The organism is Streptomyces viridochromogenes DSM 40736, from assembly GCF_000158955.1.
GTDB lineage: Bacteria > Actinomycetota > Actinomycetes > Streptomycetales > Streptomycetaceae > Streptomyces > Streptomyces venetus.
Map to the genome: position 1 here is coordinate 7,447,202 of NZ_GG657757.1, position 19,456 is coordinate 7,466,657.

17 protein-coding genes and 2 pseudogenes are annotated in these 19,456 nt (G+C 72.2%); 11 read left to right on the plus strand and 8 right to left on the minus strand.

The features are described from left to right. The first annotated feature begins 47 nt into the window (after positions 1-47). From SSQG_RS32600 to SSQG_RS43780, 4 genes and pseudogenes are all read left to right on the plus strand, one after another. Complete coding sequence (locus SSQG_RS32600; protein WP_039934123.1) at positions 48-446, plus strand: 6-pyruvoyl trahydropterin synthase family protein; 399 nt, start codon at positions 48-50, stop codon at positions 444-446. Further along, positions 443-1,642, plus strand: coding sequence for a glycosyltransferase family 4 protein (locus tag SSQG_RS32605; RefSeq protein WP_003994226.1), 1,200 nt, complete (start codon positions 443-445; stop codon positions 1,640-1,642). Before SSQG_RS32600 ends, SSQG_RS32605 begins: the two co-directional genes overlap by 4 nt. After that, positions 1,639-2,665 (plus strand): annotated as a pseudogene (locus SSQG_RS43200) (class I SAM-dependent methyltransferase). The gene SSQG_RS32605 and the pseudogene SSQG_RS43200 overlap by 4 nt, the downstream one beginning before the upstream one ends. Positions 2,666-2,965: 300 nt before the next feature. Beyond that, positions 2,966-3,721: pseudogene (locus SSQG_RS43780) on the plus strand (lysylphosphatidylglycerol synthase transmembrane domain-containing protein); the annotation flags it as partial. Positions 3,722-3,882: 161 nt separating this feature from the next. Here SSQG_RS43780 and SSQG_RS39960 read toward each other — a convergent pair. Continuing rightward, entirely contained in the window at positions 3,883-4,611 is a 729-nt protein-coding gene (locus SSQG_RS39960; RefSeq protein WP_003994229.1) for a creatininase family protein, read from the minus strand. A gap of 41 nt (positions 4,612-4,652) precedes the next feature. Here SSQG_RS39960 and ribA point away from each other — a divergent pair, with 41 nt between their 5' ends. From ribA to SSQG_RS32630, 3 genes are all read left to right on the plus strand, one after another. Continuing rightward, positions 4,653-5,312 (plus strand): GTP cyclohydrolase II, encoded by a 660-nt coding sequence (gene ribA, locus SSQG_RS32620; protein ID WP_003994230.1) that lies wholly within the window; start codon positions 4,653-4,655, stop codon positions 5,310-5,312. A gap of 162 nt (positions 5,313-5,474) precedes the next feature. Next, on the plus strand, positions 5,475-6,536 hold the full coding sequence (locus tag SSQG_RS32625; protein ID WP_003994231.1) for a saccharopine dehydrogenase: 1,062 nt from the start codon (positions 5,475-5,477) through the stop codon (positions 6,534-6,536). Continuing rightward, positions 6,526-7,683 (plus strand): saccharopine dehydrogenase family protein, encoded by a 1,158-nt coding sequence (locus tag SSQG_RS32630; protein WP_003994232.1) that lies wholly within the window; start codon positions 6,526-6,528, stop codon positions 7,681-7,683. The genes SSQG_RS32625 and SSQG_RS32630 overlap by 11 nt, the downstream gene beginning before the upstream one ends. A gap of 6 nt (positions 7,684-7,689) precedes the next feature. Here SSQG_RS32630 and SSQG_RS32635 read toward each other — a convergent pair whose 3' ends face one another. Further along, entirely contained in the window at positions 7,690-8,922 is a 1,233-nt protein-coding gene (locus tag SSQG_RS32635; protein ID WP_003994233.1) for a serine hydrolase domain-containing protein, read from the minus strand. A 118-nt stretch (positions 8,923-9,040) separates the two neighbouring features. On the opposite strand from SSQG_RS32635, the gene SSQG_RS32640 reads away from it, so the two are divergent. Together SSQG_RS32640 and SSQG_RS32645 are read left to right on the plus strand one after the other, a co-directional pair. Then, positions 9,041-9,334 carry an ArsR/SmtB family transcription factor gene (locus SSQG_RS32640; protein WP_003994234.1) on the plus strand — a complete coding sequence of 98 codons (294 nt, stop codon included), beginning with the start codon at positions 9,041-9,043 and terminating at the stop codon, positions 9,332-9,334. Beyond that, positions 9,331-9,720 carry a VOC family protein gene (locus tag SSQG_RS32645; protein WP_003994235.1) on the plus strand — a complete coding sequence of 130 codons (390 nt, stop codon included), beginning with the start codon at positions 9,331-9,333 and terminating at the stop codon, positions 9,718-9,720. Before SSQG_RS32640 ends, SSQG_RS32645 begins: the two co-directional genes overlap by 4 nt. Positions 9,721-9,788: 68 nt before the next feature. Here the strand turns inward: SSQG_RS32645 and SSQG_RS32650 are convergent, their stop codons facing one another. Further along, a complete protein-coding gene (locus SSQG_RS32650) occupies positions 9,789-11,147 on the minus strand; it encodes an MFS transporter (RefSeq protein ID WP_003994236.1) in 1,359 nt (452 codons plus the stop codon). A gap of 164 nt (positions 11,148-11,311) precedes the next feature. Further along, positions 11,312-11,983 (minus strand): TetR/AcrR family transcriptional regulator, encoded by a 672-nt coding sequence (locus SSQG_RS32655; RefSeq protein WP_003994237.1) that lies wholly within the window; start codon positions 11,981-11,983, stop codon positions 11,312-11,314. A gap of 142 nt (positions 11,984-12,125) precedes the next feature. Between SSQG_RS32655 and SSQG_RS32660 the strand changes: the two genes are divergently transcribed. Continuing rightward, positions 12,126-13,001, plus strand: coding sequence for a shikimate dehydrogenase (locus tag SSQG_RS32660; protein WP_003994238.1), 876 nt, complete (start codon positions 12,126-12,128; stop codon positions 12,999-13,001). A gap of 14 nt (positions 13,002-13,015) precedes the next feature. After that, entirely contained in the window at positions 13,016-14,812 is a 1,797-nt protein-coding gene (locus tag SSQG_RS32665; protein ID WP_003994239.1) for a bifunctional sugar phosphate isomerase/epimerase/4-hydroxyphenylpyruvate dioxygenase family protein, read from the plus strand. Here the strand turns inward: SSQG_RS32665 and SSQG_RS32670 are convergent. The 4 genes from SSQG_RS32670 to pgi are packed head-to-tail and all read right to left on the minus strand — an operon-like array spanning position 14,799 to position 19,454. Beyond that, positions 14,799-16,265: a hypothetical protein gene (locus SSQG_RS32670; RefSeq protein ID WP_003994240.1), complete on the minus strand. Its 1,467-nt coding sequence runs from the start codon at positions 16,263-16,265 to the stop codon at positions 14,799-14,801. The two genes, SSQG_RS32665 and SSQG_RS32670, sit on opposite strands and share 14 nt — an antisense overlap. A 58-nt stretch (positions 16,266-16,323) precedes the next feature. Then, entirely contained in the window at positions 16,324-16,911 is a 588-nt protein-coding gene (locus SSQG_RS32675; protein ID WP_003994241.1) for a histidine phosphatase family protein, read from the minus strand. Positions 16,912-16,915: 4 nt separating this feature from the next. Next, positions 16,916-17,800, minus strand: coding sequence for a phosphogluconate dehydrogenase (NAD(+)-dependent, decarboxylating) (gnd, locus tag SSQG_RS32680; protein WP_003994242.1), 885 nt, complete (start codon positions 17,798-17,800; stop codon positions 16,916-16,918). Between the two features lies 1 nt (position 17,801). Then, a complete protein-coding gene (gene pgi / locus SSQG_RS32685) occupies positions 17,802-19,454 on the minus strand; it encodes a glucose-6-phosphate isomerase (RefSeq protein ID WP_003994243.1) in 1,653 nt (550 codons plus the stop codon). Positions 19,455-19,456 lie beyond the last annotated feature (2 nt).

Genomic DNA, 19,456 nt, shown 5'->3' on the forward strand with positions numbered 1-19,456 from the left:
CAGCAAACGGCGGGGGAGCAGACGCGCCGCACCTGGAGGGTCGTCCGTTGTTCAGCATCACCGTTCGCGATCACATCATGATCGCCCACAGCTTCCGTGGCGAGGTCTTCGGACCGGCGCAGCGCCTGCACGGGGCCACGTTCCTCGTGGACGCCACGTTCCGGCGCGAGCAGCTGGACGAGGACAACATCGTCGTCGACATCGGGCTGGCCACGCAGGAACTCGGAGCGGTCGTCAGCGAGCTGAACTACCGCAACCTCGACAACGAGCCCGATTTCGCCGGGGTGAACACCTCCACGGAGTTTCTGGCCAAGGTCATCGCCGACCGGCTCGCCGAGCGGATCCACAAGGGTGCGCTGGGCGAGGGCGCCAAGGGACTCGCGGGCCTGACCGTCAGCCTGCACGAGTCGCACATCGCCTGGGCGAGTTACGAGCGTGCGCTGTGACCGACACGACGATCGAGCGGCCCGGGCAGACCGGACCGGCACGCCTGAACTACGTTCCGGTGCAGCACGCCGCCCTGAAGAACGCCGAGATCATCCCCATGTCCCTGCGCACCGTGCACTTCGTGCTGCCGGGCGGCGTCGACGACCCGGCGGCACCCAGCGGCGGCAACGCCTACGACCGGCGTGTGTGCCTGGACCTGCCCGGTTTCGGATGGCAGGTGACCAAGCACGCCGTGGCCGGTGACTGGCCCCGGCCGGGAGCGGCGGCCCGTACGGAACTCGCCCGCGCCCTGAGCGGCTTGCCCGACGGTGCCGTCGTCCTGCTCGACGGCCTGGTGGCCTGTGCAGTGCCGGAGATCGTCGTGCCCGAGGCGGAACGGTTGCGCATGGCCGTCCTCGTCCACCTCCCGCTCGGTGACGAGACGGGGCTCGACCCGGTGGTGGCCGCCGAACTTGACGCCAGGGAGCGGGCGGTGCTGCGGGCGGTGCCGGCGGTGATCGCCACCAGCGACTGGGCGGTCCGCCGGCTGGTCTCCCACCACGGCCTGCCCCCGGAGCGGGTCCATGTCGCGGCCCCGGGAGCGGACATCGCACCCCTGGCCCCCGGCACCGACGGCGTCTCGCGGCTGCTGTGCGTGGCCGCGGTGACCCCGCGCAAGGGGCAGCACCGGCTGGTGGAGGCGCTGGCCACGGTGACCGACCTGCCCTGGAGCTGCGTGTGCGTCGGCGGCCTCACCCAGGACCCGGAGTACGTCGCCCATCTGCGGTCCCTCATCAGCAAGCACGGACTGGAGGACCGGCTGGAGCTGGCGGGCCCGCAGTCCGGCGCCGCACTCGACGCCAGTTACGCCAAGGCCGACCTCATGGTCCTCACCTCGTACGCCGAGACGTACGGCATGGCCGTCACCGAGGCGCTGGCCCGGGGCATCCCGGTCATGGCCACCGACGTCGGCGGACTGCCCGAGGCGGTCGGCCGCGCCCCCGACGGCGGAATGCCCGGCATCCTCGTCCCGCCGGAGAACTCCGCCGCCATCGCCGCGGAACTGCGCGGCTGGTTCGGTGAGGCGGACGTGCGACGACGCCTCAAGGCCGCCGCCCGCAGCCGCCGCTCCGCCCTCGACGGCTGGGCGACGACCGCACAGAGCCTGGCGGGCGTACTGCGCCGGCTCCCGACCGACCCCCGGAGGGCCGCATGACGAATCCGGTGACGACCCAGCAGAACGGGGCGATCCCGGCCCAGCCCGGGCCCCGGGGGGACGCCGTCATACCGGGGGCGGGTGACACCGCCTCGGACCCGGCCGGCGCCGCCGTCATCCCGGGCGCCGGCCCCAGCGGCAAGCCCGGCTCGCGCCCCACCGTGAAGCTGCGCGAGGCCGGGCCGGACGACCCGCCCCGTTACGCCCCGGAGTGGCTGGAGCTGCGGGAGCCCGCCGACGCCGCCGCGCGGGCGCACGACCTGCTCGACCCGCTGCGTATCCGGCTGGCCAACCTGCCGGGGAAGTCGGGCGGCGTCGTCATCCACGACCTGGGCTGCGGCACCGGCTCGATGGGCCGCTGGCTCGCACCCTGCCTGGACGGTCCCCAGCACTGGATCCTGCACGACCGGGACCCCTACCTGCTGCACTTCGCCGCGGTCGCCTCCCCGCGCTCCGCCGCCGACGGCAGCCGGGTCACGGTGGAGACACGGCGCGGCGACATCGCCCGCCTCACGCCGGACGCCCTGCACGGCGCGTCCCTGGTGACGGCGTCCGCCCTGCTGGACGTCCTCACCCGCGAGGAGATAGGCACCCTCGCCGCCGCCTGCGCCGGAGCCGGCTGCCCCGCCCTGTTGACGCTGTCCGTCGCCGGGCGCGTGGAGCTGACCCCCTCCCACCCCCTGGACGCGGCGATCGGCCAGGCGTTCAACGACCACCAGCGCCGCGACGGCCTGCTCGGCCCCGACGCGGTCACGGCGGCGGCCGAGGCGTTCTCCGAGAACGGCGCGACGGTACGGTTTTTATCCGAGCCCCTGGCGGCTCGGCCCCGGCCAGGCGGCGCTCACGGAACAGTGGCTGCGCGGCTGGGTCGGCGCCGCCGTCGAACAACGTCCCGATCTGCGCGCCGCGGCCGACGCCTACCTGGTCGACCGCCTGGCTGCCTGCGCCGCGGGCGAGTTGCGCGTCACCGTCCACCACACGGACCTCCTGGCTCTGGTCCGCCCGGCGGGCCGAGCGTCATGAGCCCCCAGGCGACGGGAACACGTCCACGACCGGCCTCCGCCGAGAGCTTCCTTTCTGCCGGAGACCGGCGGCGACCGGGGTCCCATCGAGGAGCCCGGTGCCCCGGCAGCGGCAGCCGCCGAGCCGTCGCGCAGAACCGCCGACGTCTGCGAGGCACCGCCGTCCGTGGCCGACGCGGAGGGCCCCGGCCCCCGCGCCGCTTCCCCGTCGCCCGGCCCGGTCCGCGCCGTCCTGGCCCGGATCGGCTCCCGCAAGGTCCGTACGCACCTCGGGACGCTCGCCGGAGTCGCCATCCTCGGCGTGCTGTTCTGGCGGCTCGGTACCGGAGTCTTCCTGGACGGGCTGCGGCGGATCGACGCGGGGACGCTGCTGCTCGCGCTCGCGATCGGGCTCGTCACCACCGTGTGCAGCGCCTGGCGGTGGGCGCTCGTGGCCCGGGGACTCCGGATCCGGCTGCCCCTCGGGCCCGCCGTCGCCGACTACTACCGCGCGCTGTTCCTCAACGCGGCCCTGCCCGGCGGCATCCTCGGTGACGTGCACCGGGCGGTGCGGCACGGGCAGAGCGAGGGGGACGTGCGGCGGGGCGTGAAGGCCGTCGTGCTCGAACGGGCCGCCGGGCAGCTCGCGCTGTTCGCCGCCGGGGCCGTGATCCTGCTGACGATGCCGTCCCCGGTGCTCGACGAGGCCCGGCACATCGCACCACTCGCGGTCCTGGCCGCCCTCGGCGCACTCGCCGTCGTCCTCGCCCTGCGCATGAACCGGGCAGCGCCCTCCCGACGGGGCCGGGCCCTGCGCGGCACGCTCGCCGAGGCTCGGGAAGGGCTGGTGTCCCGCCGCAACGGACCCGGGGTCATTGTCAGCTCCGTGGTCGTTCTGGCAGGTTACGTCGCCATGTTCGTACTCGCCGCCCGCGTGGCCGGAGTCACCGCCTCCATGGCCGTACTGATGCCGCTCGCGGTCCTCGCGCTGCTCGCGATGGGCCTGCCGCTGAACGTCGGCGGCTGGGGGCCGAGGGAGGGCGTCACCGCCTGGGCGTTCGGCGCCGCCGGCCTCGGCGCGGGCCGGGGACTGGCCGTCGCGGTCGTCTACGGCGTGCTCAGCCTCGCGGCGAGCCTGCCCGGCCTCGTCGTGCTCGTCGCCCGCTGGTACGCGGGTCTGCGCGCGGAGTCCGGGTCCCTCGCACCGGACCCGGGACCCGGCCACGCGCCGACGGGTGGCTACGCGTCGGAGGTCAGCAACGAGAAATACGCCCCGAAGGAATCCGCCAGGCTCGCCAGGAGTTCCTTCCCCTTTTCCGCCGAACCCAGCGAAGGACGGCCGATGACACCGGAATCGGTATAGCCGGACATGCCGAGGGTGAGCAGATGACGCCGGTCGTCAGCGACGAAATCGGAGGTCTCATAACCGGGTCGGAGCATTTCGGGATGAGCGTGCAGAAGGATGGAGGTTTCTATTTCCCCCGCGTGCATGTCGGTGAGCAGCGAGGTGACCACACCCGCCCGCTCACGCGCCGCCTCCCAGTCCTCCGCGGCCGGGAAGAGCGCCATCCGCTCGCCGCGGGCGGAGGACTCCTGAACGACGTTGCCCAGAACGTAGTTTCCGCCGTGCCCGTTGACCACCACCAGGGCGTCGACGCCCGACCGGCGGAGCGAAGCCGCTATGTCCCGTACCACCGCATGAAGGGTCACCGAGGAGATGCTCACGGTCCCCGGCCAGCCCGCGTGCTCGTGCGAGCACGAGATCGTCACCGGAGGAAGGAGGTGCACCGGGTACGCGCCGGCTATCTCCCGCGCGACGGCACAGGCCACCAGCGTGTCGGTCGCCAGCGGAAGATACGGGCCGTGCTGTTCGAAGCTCCCCACGGGAAGCACCGCGACCTGCCGTGAGACGCCGGCACTTCGCGTCCGTACGTCTTCCGTGGTGTCCGCCGGCACCAGATCACTCATATCGTCACGGCCTTTCGTCTCTGCTTAGGAACTCGAGAATCATGACAGACAACATTGGCGTACTCGGCAAGAAGGCACCGCAGCGGACCGGCGTGGAACGCGTCGTGAATGCCCCCTTGCCCACCGTCTACGGGAAATTCCAGGCGATCGGCTACATGGACCACGACCGCGGTGACGAACAGGTCGCGCTGGTCTACGGCGAGATCGGCACGGACGACGTCCTCATCCGGCTGCACTCGGAGTGCCTGACCGGCGACGCCTTCGGCTCCCAGCACTGCGAGTGCGGTGACCAGTTGGACGCGGCCCTGCGCGCGGTCGTCTCCGAGGGAGCCGGCGTCGTCGTCTACCTCAGAGGGCATGAGGGCCGCGGCATCGGCCTGCTCGCCAAGCTGCGCGCGATGGCCCTGCAGGCGGAGGGCCTGGACACGGTCGAGGCCAACCTCGCGCTCGGCCTGCCGGTCGACGCCCGCGACTACGGGGTGGCCGCCCGGATCCTGGACGACCTGGGCGTGAAGTCCGTCCGCCTGATGTCCAACAACCCGCGCAAGCGCGAGGCACTGGTGAGCCACGGCATCAGCGTCGCCGAGCAGGTGCCGCTGCTGATCCCGCCGTGCGAGAACAACATCACGTATCTGCGGACCAAGCGGGAGCGCCTCGACCACCACCTGCCCCACCTGGACGCGGTGGTCAGCTCCTCCTGAGACGCTCTCCTGAAACCCCGGGGCCGATTCCGGTTTCCCGCGACGTGACCTGGGCGAATTCGTACGCGACCCGTGGGTGGGCCGCGTACGCTTCGTGGACGTCCGCCCCTTGAGCGCCGGCCCGCCAGCGGCCGGCGCCTCACGTCCGGAGGCCCACCCGGGATGACCGAGCTCCATCTGTGGCTGCGCCACGAGGCCCGAACGACCGAGCGACGCACACCGATCGTGCCCGACGACGCCCGGCGACTCGTCGAGAGCGGCGTGACACTGACCGTCGAGGAGTCGCCGCAGCGCGTGTTCCCGAATCAGGAGTACGAGGCGGCCGGCTGCCGTGTCGCCCCCGCGGGCTCCTGGGTGTCGGCGCCGCGGGACGCCGTGGTGCTCGGCCTGAAGGAACTGCCGGCGGAGCCGGCCGAACTGACCCACCGGCACATCTTCTTCGGCCACGCCTACAAGGGCCAGCCCGGGGCGGGCGACCTGCTGCGCCGGTTCGCCGCCGGGGGCGGGACGCTGTTCGACCTCGAATACCTGGTGGACGACACCGGGCGGCGCCTCGCCGCCTTCGGGTTCTGGGCCGGCTATCTGGGCGCGGCCCTGGCGGTGCTCCAGCACCGGGGCCAGCTGCGGGCACCGCTCGTGCCCACGACGAAGGAGGACCTGGACGAGACGCTGCGGCCGGCCCCCGGCGACGCCGCGTTCACCGGCCTCGTCATCGGCGCCCTGGGCCGCAGCGGCCGCGGCGCCCGCACGGCCTTCGCCGCCGCCGGTGTGGACCCCACCTGCTGGGACCTCGACGAGACCCGCGACCTGGACCGCGCCGCCCTGCTGCGGCACGACGTGATGGTCAACGCGGTGCTCGCCACCAGCCCCGTCCCGCCCTTCCTTCGGGAGCAGGACCTCGACAGCCCGGACCGCCGCCTGCGCACCCTGTGCGACGTGACGTGCGACGTCGGCTCCCCGCTCAACGTCCTCCCGGTCTACGACGACACCACCGACTGGGACGAGCCCGTACGCCGGCTGCGCAAGGAACCGCCGCTCGACCTGATCGCCATCGACAACCTGCCCTCCCTGCTGCCGCTGGAGTCCAGCGCCGACTTCTCGGCCGCCCTGCTGCCCCACCTGCTCGACTTCGGTGTCACCGGTCCCTGGGGTCACTGCCTGGACCGGTTCCGCCAGGCCACCCGTGAACACGGTCTCGACGAGGGGAAGTTCCATGACCAGTGACCCGGTACCCGCGAGCGGCACCGTCCACTGGATCGGCGCCGGCCTGTCCACGGGCAGCGGCCTGGCGGCGCTGTGCGACACCGCCGAGCGCGTACGGCTCTGGCACCGCACCGAGAGCCGCGCCGCCGACGCCCTCGACCGGCTCGGCCTCGCCGGACGCGCCGAGCCCCGCGCGTACACGCTCGCCGCACTGACCACCGAACTGGCGCCCGGCGACGTCGTCGTGTCCATGCTGCCCGCGCCGGAGCACGCGCCGCTGCTCGCCGAATGCGTACGGCGGGGTGCGCACTTCGCCTGCTCCAGCTATGTGTCCGAGGCGGTGCTGGAACAGGTGCCGGCCGCCGAGAAGGCCGGGGTCGTCGTCCTCACCGAGGCCGGGCTCGACCCGGGTATCGACCACCTCTTCGCCCACGCCCTCGTGGCCCGGGCCCGGGAGGCGATCGGCGACGGGACGCCCGCCTCGTACACCCTGACCTCGTACTGCGGCGGTGTCCCGGCCGTCCCGAACGACTTCACGTACCGCTTCAGCTGGGCGCCCGCAGGTGTCCTCAACGCCCTCCGTTCCCCGGCCCGTTACATCGAGGACGGTGCCGAGACGGTTGCCGACCGACCCTGGGAGGCGACCCGGCGGCACCTCGTCGGAGGGGAGACGTTCGAGGTCTACCCCAACCGCGACAGCGTCCCGTTCGTGGCGCAGTACGGACTGCCGGACGCCTGGACACCGCGGACGTTCGTGCGCGGCACCCTGCGCCTGGAGGGCTGGCTCCGCGCCTGGGACGGCGTCTTCGAGGAGCTGAAGGCCGGCGACGACGCCCGGATCGCCGCCCTGGCCCAGGAGCTGGCCGCCACCTACCCCACCACGGAGGACGACCGCGACCGGGTCGTGCTCGCCGTGTCGCTGGACGTGCGGGCCGGAACGGGCCGGACGTGGTCGGGCGGCTACCTCCTGGACCTGGTGGGCGACGCGCGGGAGAGCGCGATGGCCCGCTGCGTCTCGCGCACCCTCGCCCTCGGCGTCCGCCACGTCCTGGACGGCTCCCTGCCGCCGGGCCTGAACCGGGCCGCGGAGACGGCGGCACGATCCGAGCAGTGGCTGCGTGAACTCGCCGAGGAAGGGGTCGAGTTCACGCTCCGGGCCGAGCGGTGACGGGCCTCAGTCCGTCACCGCCTCGTGGACCAGCCGCTTGAGGTCGCGGAACACCGTGTGCGACGACCTGGGCCGTACCTGCGTCATGAACTGCACCGTCAGGTCGCGGCCCGGGTCGACCCAGAAGGTCGTCGTGGCGACCCCGCTCCAACCGTAGGCGCCCAGAGCGGACGGTGCCTGGGTGCGGGACGGGTCGATCACCACGGAGACGTTGAGGCCGAAGCCGACACCCGCGTTCCCGGGCTCGTCATGGGCGGGACGGCTGCCGAAGGCGCGCAGGTCGGCGCCGCCGGGCAGCTGGTTGCGGGTCATCAGGTCCACGGTGCCCGGCGCGAGGAGACGGACGCCGTCGAGCTCGCCCCGGCGGCGCAGCAGCTCCATGAAGCGGTGGTAGTCGTGGGCGGAGGCCGCCATGCCGCCACTGCCGGACAGGAACCGCGGCCGGCCGCCGCGCAGCGGCAGCCCCGGGGCCGGCGCGATGCCGCCGCCCTCCTTCTCCCCGTACATCTCGGACAGCCGGGGCGCCTGCTCGTCCGTGACGTGGAACCCCGCGTCCGTCATCCCCAGCGGCCCGAAGATCCGCTCGGCGCAGAACACGTCGAGCGGCTGCCCGGACACCACCTCGATGATCCGGCCCAGGACATTGCTCGCCACCGAGTAGTTCCACTGCGTCCCCGGCTCGAACTGCAGCGGCAGACTCGCGTACACCTCGATGGTCTCCGCCAGGTCCGCGCCCGGCGGCACCGACGACTCCAGACCGGCCTCGCGGTACAGGGCGTCGACGGGGTGGGTGTGGTAGAAGCCGAAGGTCAGGCCCGAGGTGTGGGTCATCAGATGCCGGACGAGTATCGGGTGGCCGGCCGGACGGGTCCTGACGTCGGCACCGGACCCGCCCTCGTACACCTGAGGGTCGGCGAAGGCGGGCAGGTGGCCTGCGACCGGGTCGTCCAGCGACAGCCGTCCCTCCTCCACCAGCAGCAGGGCGGCGACCGCGGTGACCGGCTTCGTCATGGAGTACATCCGCCACAGCGTGTCGGGTTCGACGGGCAGCCCGGCCGCCATGTCGCGCAGGCCGTACGTCGTGAGGTGGGCGACGCGTCCGCCGCGGGCTATGGAGACGAGGAAGCCCGGCAGACGTTCTTCGTCCACCAGAGCGGCGAAGTGCCGGTCCAGGCGGCCCAGCACCTGCGGATCCAGCCCGGCCTCGCCCGGATCGGCCTCTTGTCGCAGCTGTGCCATCGATCTTCCTCCGTCGCGCTCGTCGAGGTGAGAACCGGCATACCCCGCGCGGACCGCCTCAGACCTCGTGCCGGTGCGCGACTTGATAGGCAAGTCGACACTTGCCTATCGTGAGGTCATGTCGGAGGATGTCTTCAAGGCGCTGGCCGATCCCACCCGCCGGCGCATCCTCGATGAGCTGGCCGAACGGGACGGCCAGAGCCTGTTCGAGATCTGCACGCGGCTGGTGACCAAGCACGGTCTGGGGCTGTCGCGCCAGGCGATCAGCCAGCATCTGGCCGTGCTGGAATCGGCGGGTCTGGTCGTGTCCCGGCGCCAGGGCCGCTACAAGTTCCACGACCTGAACACCGAACCCCTTGAGCGCGTCATGAACCGATGGCTCAGGACCGACTCACCGGAGGGCAGCGCATGAGGATCCACATCACCAGCGTCTTCGTCGACGACCAGGAGAAGGCGCGGCGCTTCTACACCGACGTGCTGGGCTTCGTGAAGAAGCACGACGTCCCGGTGGGGACGGACCGGTGGCTGACCGTGGTCTCGCCGGAGGACCCCGACGGGACCGAGCTGCTCCTCGAACCCTCGGGCCACCCCGCGGTGCAGCCGTACAAGACGGCGCTGGTGGAGGACGGCATCCCGGCCGCCTCGTTCGCCGTGGACGACGTGCGGGCGGAGTTCGAGCGGCTGCGCGGTCTCGGTGTGCGGTTCGTCCAGGAGCCGCTGGAGATGGGTCCCATCACCAGCGCGGTCCTGGACGACACCTGCGGCAATCTGATCCAGATCGTGCACAGCAAGTCCTGAGACGGACGCCCTTGACCGGTCCGGTACAACCGGGTACCGGACCGGTACGACAGGCAGCTCTCGGGAGGTCAGGCGGTCACCTTCTCCGGCTGACCGGCCTCCCGGGTCGCGCGCACCCCGAGCCGCTCCGTCGGAACCCGATGCGTCTCACGGGCTGACAGTGCGGCGATGACCGGCGGCACGCACAGTGCCGCCGTGAACAGGGCCACCGCCGACCAGTCGTCGCCGTCCGGGCCGGCGATCTGCGCGGCGAACGTCACCGCGAAGCCGGCCGCCGCGAAACCGATCTGTGTGCCGATGGCCACCCCGGACAGCCGCACCCGGGTCCTGAACATCTCACCGTAGAAGGCCGGCCACACGCCGTTCGCGGCGCTGTAGACCACGCCGAAGCAGAGGACGCCGGTCAGGAAGGTCAGCGGGTAGGAGCCGGTGGAGACCGCCCAGAGGTAGAGGAACATCGTCACCGCGCTGCCGGCCGCGCCGACCAGGAACACCGGGCGGCGGCCGATCCGGTCGGCCAGCGTGGCCCACAGCGGGATCGCGGCGAGTGCGACGACGTTGGCCAGGGCCCCCACCCACAGCATGGCGGTGCGGGACATGCCGACCGCGTCGCTCGTGGCGTACGCCAGCGCCCACACCGTGAAGATCGTGCTGACCGAGGCGATGAGCGCGCCCGCGATCACCCGCAGCACGTCCGCCCAGTGCTCGCGCAGCAGCACCACGAGCGGCAGCTTGACGACCCCCTCCTCGGCGGCCTGCTGGGCGAAGGCCGGGGTCTCGTCCAGCTTGCGGCGGATGACGTAGCCGACGACGGCGACCGCGACGCTCAGCCAGAACGGCACCCGCCAGCCCCAGGACAGCAACTGCTCCTCGGGCAGCGCGGCGACCGGGATGAAGACCAGGGTGGCCAGCAGCTGGCCGCCCTGTGTGCCGCTGAGGGTGAAGCTGGTGAAGAAGCCGCGCCGGCCCGGCGGCGCGTGCTCCAGCGTCATGGAGTTGGCGCTGGCCTGCTCACCCGCCGCCGAGATGCCCTGGAGCACCCGGCACAGCACCAGCAGGACCGGCGCGAGGGTGCCGACCTGGGCCCGGGTCGGCAGACAGCCGATGAGGAACGTCGACAGGCCCATCAGCATCAGCGTGAAGACCATGATCTTCTTGCGGCCGAGCTTGTCCCCGAAGTGCCCGAGGACCAGCGCGCCGACCGGACGGGCGGCGTACGCGACGCCGAACGTGGCCAGCGACAGCAGGGTCGCCGTGGCCGGGTCGGACTCGTCGAAGAACACCTCGGGGAAGATCAGCGCCGCGGCGCTGCCGTAGATGAAGAAGTCGTAGTACTCCAGCGCGCTGCCGACCCAGGCGGCGGTCGCGGCTTTTCTGGGCTGACCGGGCGGGGCGGCGGCCCCTCGGGGCGTGGCGGGGACGGACACGGCGGCTCCTTAGGGGGCTCCACCATAGGCGGAGTGAGCGAAAGGACGGTGCGGAGGGGGACTGTCGGATCGCGGCTAATTAACCCACTGGATAGTTACTAGGGGTTGGCGAGTGATGCTGCGCCCGGGTGCCGCCGGTGTCAAGAGGTCGCGCACCGGATGTTTCAGTCCGAGGCGCGCTCCGCCGTGAGGTACGCGATCACCATGTCGCCCAGCATGGTGCGGTAGTGCGCGCGCTGCGCCGGGTCGACCAGGTCACGGCCGAACAGCGCGCCGAAGGTGTGCCGGTTGGAGACCCGGAAGAAGCAGAACGAGGAGATCATCGCGTGCAGGTCGACGGCGTCGACATCGGTCGTGAACAGCCCCGACCTGCGGCCTTCCTCCAGGATGCGGCGGATCACGTCCAGCGCGGGGGAGCCGATCCGCCCGAGCTTCTCGGAGGCCGCGATGTGGTGCGCCTCGTGGATGTTCTCGATGCTGACCAGGCGGATGAAGTCCGGGTGCTGCTCGTGGTGGTCGAAGGTCACCTCGGCCAGGCGCCGGATGGCCGCCACCGGGTCCAGATGCTCGACGTCGAGCTCTTGCTCGGCCTCGCGGATGACGGTGTAGGCCCGCTCCAGCACCGTGGTGAACAGCTGTTCCTTGCCGCCGAAGTAGTAGTAGATCATCCGCTTCGTGGTGCGGGTGCGGGCGGCGATCTCGTCCACCCGCGCGCCGTCGTAGCCGGCCCGGGCGAACTCCTGCGTGGCGACGTCGAGGATCTCGGCCTGGGTGCGGGCGGCGTCACGGACGCGCTCGCGCTCGCCAGGACGTGCCGGTTCTTCGACGCTGGTCATCAGGTTCCTTCGGGCGGAGGGGCCGGTGCCGGTGATTGTAGAAGCCGGAGCCCGTCCGCCCACGGGGTCTTCACGAGCCCGTGCTCGACTGATATAGCTAACGTACTAGTTCGTACATTAGACAGCCGCTCGGGAGGCCCGCGTGCCCAAGGACTCGTATCTCGTCGGACTGATCGGTTCCGGCATCGGCCCGTCACTCAGCCCGGCGCTGCACGAGGGGGAGGCCGACCGGCAGGGGCTGCGCCTGCTCTACCGGCTGATCGACATCGAGACGCTCGGTGTGCCACCGGAGGCGGTGGGCGAGCTGGTGCGCGCCGCCCGCGACCTCGGTTTCGACGGGCTCAACATCACGCACCCCTGCAAACAGCTCGTCATCGAGCACCTGGACGCGCTCGCCCCCCAGGCGGAGGCGCTGGGCGCGGTCAACACCGTCGTCTTCGAGGACGGCCGCGCCGTCGGCCACAACACCGACGTCACCGGCTTCGCCGCGTCCTTCGCGCGGGGACTGCCCGACGCGCCCCTGGAGCGGGTCGTCCAGCTGGGCGCCGGCGGTGCGGGCGCGGCCGTCGCACACGCCACGCTGACCCTCGGCGCCGAGCGGATCACCCTCGTCGACGCCCTGCCCGAGCGGGCCGCCGCCCTGGCCGACTCCCTGAACCGCGCCTTCGGTCCGGGGCGCGCGGCCGCCGCCTCCCCGGACCGGCAGGCCGAGCTGCTCGCCCATGCCGACGGCATCGTGCACGCCACGCCGACCGGCATGGCCGCCCACCCCGGCCTTCCCCTGCCCGCCGAGCTGCTCCGCCCCGGGCTCTGGGTCGCCGAGGTGGTCTACCGCCCGCTGGAGACCGAACTGCTGCGCACCGCCCGCGCGCTGGGCTGCGCCACCCTCGACGGCGGCGGCATGGCCGCCTTCCAGGCCGCCGACGCGTTCCGTCTGTTCACCGGCCGGGAACCCGACGCCGCACGCATGCTGGCGGACCTGACCGAACTGGCCGGGGCCGTAGGGGCTCGGCACTAGAGAGAGGTACCGACGTGCGCACGTCCATCGCCACCGTCTCCCTCAGCGGATCCCTCACCGAGAAGCTCACGGCCGCCGCCCGGGCCGGCTTCGACGGGGTGGAGATCTTCGAGAACGACCTGCTGGCCTGCCCCCTCACCCCCGAGGAGATCCGCGCCCGCTGCGCCGACCTCGGCCTCACCGTCGACCTCTTCCAGCCGATGCGGGACGTCGAGGCCGTCCCCGAGGACGAGTTCGCCAGGAACCTGCGGCGGGCCCGGCACAAGTTCGAGCTGATGCGCAGGCTCGGCGCCGACACGGTTCTCGTCTGCTCCAGCGTCTCCCCGCGGGCGGTGGACGACGACGCCCTGGCCGCCGAGCAGCTGAGCCGGCTCGCCGACCTCGCCCGGGACTCCGGCGTCCGGGTGGCCTACGAGGCACTCGCCTGGGGTCGCCACGTCAGCACGTACGACCACGCCTGGCGCATCGTCGAGTCGGCCGATCACCCCGCCCTCGGCACCTGCCTCGACAGCTTCCACATCCTGTCCCGCGGCTCGGACCCGAAGGGCATCGAGGACATCCCGGGCGAGAAGATCTTCTTCCTCCAGCTCGCGGACGCCCCGCTGCTCGCCATGGACGTCCTCCAGTGGAGCCGCCACTACCGCTGCTTCCCCGGCCAGGGCGGCTTCGACGTCGCCGGGCTGCTGCGACACGTCCTGGCCACCGGCTACGACGGCCCGCTCTCCCTGGAGGTGTTCAACGACGTCTTCCGGCAGGCCGAGGCCGGTCCGACCGCCGTCGACGCCCGGCGCTCCCTGCTGGTCCTCCAGGAGACGGTGGGCCGGGCACCGCTGCCCGAGCCGGTCGTCCCCACCGGCATCGCCTTCGCCGAGCTGGTCACGCCGGACGCCGAACCCCTCACCGCCCTCCTCGGCGCCCTGGGATTCACCCGCACCGCCCGCCACCGCGGCAAGCCCGTCGCCCTCTGGGAGCAGGGGGACGCCCGGATCCTCGTCAACACCGGGCCCGTCGTCCGCCGCGACGGCACCCAGCTCGCCGCGATCGGGCTCGAGTCACCGGACCCCGCCGCGGCGGCCCGGCGCGCCGAGGCGCTGCTGGCTCCCGTCCTGCCCCGCCGCCGGGCACCCGAGGACGTCCCGCTCGACGCGGTCGCCGCCCCCGACGGCACGGAGCTGTTCTTCTGCGCCACCGGCCGCCCGGGCCTGCCCGACTGGCGGGCCGACTTCGTGGACACGGGCGAGGAACCAGCGCCGAAGGGCATCCGCCGCATCGACCACCTCGCCCTCACCCAGCCCTGGCACCACTTCGACGAGGCGGCCCTGTTCCACCGCGGTGTGCTCGGCCTGCACGGCCAGGAGAGCGTGGACGTCGCCGACCCCTACGGCCTGCTGCGCAGCCGCGCCGTCACCAACGCCGACTGCAGCGTCCGGATCGCCCTCACCGTCGGTGCCGCGCCCACGGACGACACCGTGCACGCCCAGCACATCGCGCTGGCCACCGACGACGTGGTCGCCGCGGCCCGCCGCTTCCGTGACGCCGGCGGCGGTCTGCTGCCGGTCCCGGCGAATTACCACGACGACCTCGCCGCCCGCTACGAGTTCCCCGACGGGGCGCTGGAGACCTATCGCGACCTCGGCATCCTCTACGACCGCGACGCCGACGGCGGCTTCCTGCACTGCTACACCCGCACCGTCGGCCGCGTCTTCTTCGAGCTGGTCCAGCGTGACGACGGCTACCGGGGCTACGGCGCCGCCAACGCACCGGTACGGCTGGCGGCCCAGCACGCGGTGCGGGCGCTCACTGGCGGCTGACGGTCCGGGTGATGCCGGTGAGGACGGTGGTGGCGAGGAGCCAGCCCGTGAGCACGAGGGCATAGGCGAGCCACTGGTATCCCCCGGTGGGGGCGAACGCTCCCTCCTGCCCGAAGGAGATCACCGGCAGCAGCAGGTCGAACGTGTAGAACACCGGGTTGAACTGCGGGGCCTCGTCCGCCTTCAGCGGCTGCGGGTGGTGCAGTGCGTAGGTGACGGAGCCGATCACGAGCAGCGACACCAGCCAGGCCGCGGCCCGCAGCGGGCGGAAGCCGTAGCCGACGGTGGCGTCCTGCACGTAGCCCCACACCCTGCCGTACCAGGGCAGGGTGCCGCGGTGGCGGCGCTGCTTGGCGAGCTGGACGAGGCGGGCGGCCTGGTCGTCGCCGATCCGGCGGTAGGCGGCGGTCAACTGCTCGTAGGCGTGCGGGACATAGCCCTCGCCGTCCCGCTCCAGCATCTCCAGGCGGCGCTCCGCGGGTTCGTGCGGGGAGAGGGAGGTGTAGACGAGGCTGTCGAGCAGAACCTCCTCCGGTACCGCTTCCGGTTCCAGGAACAGCACGTCCAGGTGGGTGCGGCGCAGGTTGAGCGTGCCCTCCATGGGCGGGCTCCGGCGCACCCAGAGCTCCCCGACCGTGCAGCTGCTCGCGCGCAGCGCCGCGTCCCCGGGGTTGGACAGGCGCGCGTGCGACAGGTCGAGGCGGCCCGCGACACGGGCACCGCGCAGGCCTATCCAGCCGCGCACGTCCACGCCCCGCAGGAGGACGTCGCCCTCCACCGCGAGCGTCTCGGCGTCGAGCGCGACCTCACCCGCTCCGGTCTCCAGCCGGGCTTCGTTGAGGGTGATCGACCCGGCGACCGACGCTCCCGTCAGACGCACCTCGCCCCGGGCGCGCAGGCCCGGCGCCGACAGGCCGTCCCCGACGGTCACGTGGTTCAGCTGGAGCGCGGGCTGACCGGCGGGCGGCGCGTCGATGCCGGCCCCGTCCATGAACAGCGCCCCGGCGATCTGCGCCCCGCCGAGCCGTACGGGCCCGTCGAACAGACAGTCCGTCATCCGCAGGACCCCGTCCACCCGTACGGTGGCGGCGTCCAGGCCGGGCAGGACGGAGCCGCGCAGGTTGAGCTGACGCAGCCTCGCCGCGTACAGCACGGGGACGTCCTCGAAGTAGCAGTCGCTCAGGCGGACGGCGTGGCCGATCTCGGCGTACTGGAGGCTGAGCACCCCGGTGATCCGCGCCCCCGCCAGCCTCAGGGCGGCTATCTCACCGTCCTCCTGGGGCGCGCTCAGCAGCAGGGCCCGTAACACGGACGCGCGTACGGTCCGTTCGGGGCCCCAGTCCGCGCCTCGCTCCGCAAACTCCTCCGCCGGCCCCCGGAAGTCCACGTCCTGGCCACGCGGAAAGGCGCGCCACACCCGCTCCTCGGCGGGCGTCATGTTGTCGATCTCCATCAGCGGGGACTCTGGCGTCCCGGCCGGGGGCTGTCAACCCGCCCCCGGCAGGGACCGGTCACGCCCGCGTGTTCCACTCCTCGATCACCGGTCGCCCGTGCTCGGTCGACAGCCGGCTGACCGTGCCCGTCTCCAGCCGGAACAGCCGTCCCTCGGCGGCTGTCAGACCCAGCCGGCGGGCCGTCAGGACGCGCAGGAAGTGACCGTGGGCCACCAGCGTCACATCGCCTTCGGGCAGCGCGGCCGTCACCCGGGCCAGCACACGGTCGGCGCGCTTGCCGACCTCCTCCGGGGACTCGCCCGGACTGCCGTCGGATCCGGGCGGCGCGCCGTGGGTCCACAGGTTCCAGTCGGGGCGGGTGCGGTGTATCTCCTCGGTGGTGACGCCCTCGTAGGCGCCGTAGTGCCACTCGTGCAGGTCCGCTTCCCGGCCGGCGCCCGTCAGGCCCGCCAGTTCGGCGGTGCGCCGGGCGCGGCCGAGGGGGCTGGTGAGGATCAGCGCGAAGTCGCGCCCGGCCAGGAGGGGCGCCAGCGACCTGGCCTGCTCCTCACCGCGCGGGGTGAGGGGCAGGTCGGTGAAGCTGGTGTGCTGTCCGCTCCGGCTCCACTCCGTCTCGCCGTGGCGGACCAGCAGCAGATCTCCCACAGTGTCACGCCTTCTTCGCCGACTCGACGGCGTGCCCGCCGAACTGGTTGCGCAGCGCCGCGATCATCTTCATCTGCGGCGAGTCGTCCTGCCGGGAGGCGAACCGGGAGAAGAGGGACGCGGTGATCGCGGGCAGCGGCACGGAGTTGTCGATCGCGGCCTCCACGGTCCAGCGCCCCTCGCCGGAGTCCTGGGCGAATCCCCGGAGGTTCTCCAGGTGCTCGTCCTCGTCGAGCGCGTTGACCGCGAGGTCGAGCAGCCAGGACCGGATGACGGTGCCGTCCTGCCAGGAGCGGAACACCTCGCGGACGTTGTCCACCGAGTCCACGGCCTCCAGCAGCTCCCAGCCCTCGGCGTAGGCCTGCATCATGGCGTACTCGATGCCGTTGTGGACCATCTTCGCGAAGTGCCCGGCGCCCACCTTGCCCGCGTGGACGTAGCCGTACGGGCCCTCGGGCTTGAGCGCCTCGAAGATCGGCTGCAACCGGTCGACGTGCTCCTTCTCGCCGCCGACCATCAGGGCGTAGCCGTTCTTCAGCCCCCACACACCGCCGGAGACGCCCGCGTCGACGAAGCCGATGCCGTGCTTGCTCAGCTCCTCGGCGTGCTTCTCGTCGTCCGTCCAGCGGGAGTTGCCGCCGTCGACGACCGTGTCCCACGGCTTGAGGAGGTACCCCAGCTGGTCGATGACGTGCTGGGTGGGGCCGCCGGCCGGGACCATGACCCAGATGGTGCGCGGCGCGTCCAGCGCGTTGACGAGGTCGGCCAGGCTGGCGACGTCGGACTTCTCGGGGTTGGTGTCGTAGCCGACGACGGTGTGGCCGGCGTTGCGCAGGCGCTCGCGCATGTTGCCGCCCATCTTGCCGAGACCCACAAGACCGATCTGCATGTCAGTTCACTTCCCGAAGATTGCGGTAGGCGGCCACCAGCGCGGCCGTGGACGGGTCGAGACCGGGGACGTCGGCGCCCTCGGTCAGGGCGGGCTCGACGCGCTTGGCGAGGACCTTGCCGAGTTCGACGCCCCACTGGTCGAAGGAGTCGATGTTCCAGACCGCGCCCTGCACGAACACCTTGTGCTCGTAGAGGGCGACCAGCTGGCCCAGGACCGACGGCGTCAGTTCGGTGGCCAGGATCGTCGTGTTGGGGTGGTTGCCCTTGAAGGTGCGGTGCGGGACCTGCTCCTCGGGCACGCCCTCGGCCCGCACCTCCTCGGCGGTCTTGCCGAAGGCGAGCGCCTGCCCCTGGGCGAACAGGTTGGCCATCAGCAGGTCGTGCTGCGCCTTGAGCTCGTCGCTCAGCTCGGCGACCGGCCGGGCGAAGCCGATCAGGTCGGCCGGGATCAGCTTCGTGCCCTGGTGGATGAGCTGGTAGTAGGCGTGCTGCCCGTTGGTGCCGGGCGTGCCCCACACCACCGGCCCCGTCTGCCACCGGACGGGACGCCCCTGACGGTCCACCGACTTGCCGTTGGACTCCATGTCGAGCTGCTGGAGGTAGGCGGTGAACTTGGACAGGTAGTGGCTGTACGGCAGCACCGCGTGCGACTGGGCGTCGTGGAAGTTGCCGTACCAGATGCCCAGCAGACCCATGATGAGAGGGGCGTTGGCCTCCGCGGGGGCGTTGCGGAAGTGCTCGTCGACGATGCGGAAGCCGTCCAGCATCTCCCGGAACCGGTCCGGGCCGATGGCGATCATCAGGGACAGGCCGATCGCGGAGTCGTACGAGTAGCGGCCGCCGACCCAGTCCCAGAACTCGAACATGTTGTCGGTGTCGATGCCGAACGCGGCGACCTTCTCGGCGTTCGTCGACAGGGCGACGAAGTGCTTGGCGACGGCGGCGTCGTCGCCGCCCAGACCGCTCAGCAGCCAGGAGCGCGCCGAGGTCGCGTTGGTGATGGTCTCGATCGTGGTGAAGGTCTTGGACGCGACGATGAACAGCGTCTCCGCCGGATCCAGGTCGCGGACCGCCTCGTGCAGGTCGCAGCCGTCCACGTTCGACACGAAGCGGAACGTCATCGAACGGTCCGTGAACGGCCGCAGCGCCTCGTACGCCATCGCCGGGCCCAGGTCCGAGCCGCCGATGCCGATGTTGACGACGTTGCGGATGCGCTTGCCGGTGTGGCCGGTCCACTCGCCGGAGCGGACCCGGTCCGCGAAGGCGGTCATCTTGTCGAGCACGGCGTGCACCCTCGGGACGACGTTCTCGCCGTCGACCTCGACCACCGCGTCGCGCGGTGCCCGCAGAGCGGTGTGCAGCACGGCCCGGTTCTCGGTGGTGTTGATCCTCTCGCCGCGGAACATCGCGTCGCGCAGCCCGAACACGTCGGTGGCTGCGGCCAGCTCCTGGAGCAGGGCCAGCGTCTCGTCCGTGACCAGGTGCTTGGAGTAGTCGATCCGCAGATCGCCCACGTGCACGACGTAGCGCTCGGCGCGCCCCGGGTCCGCCGCGAACAGGTCACGCAGGTCCGGCTGCGGCAGGGCGTCCCTGCGGTGGTCCTCCAGGGCGGTCCACTCGGGCCGCCGCGTGAGCTCGGGGGAATCGGACAGCG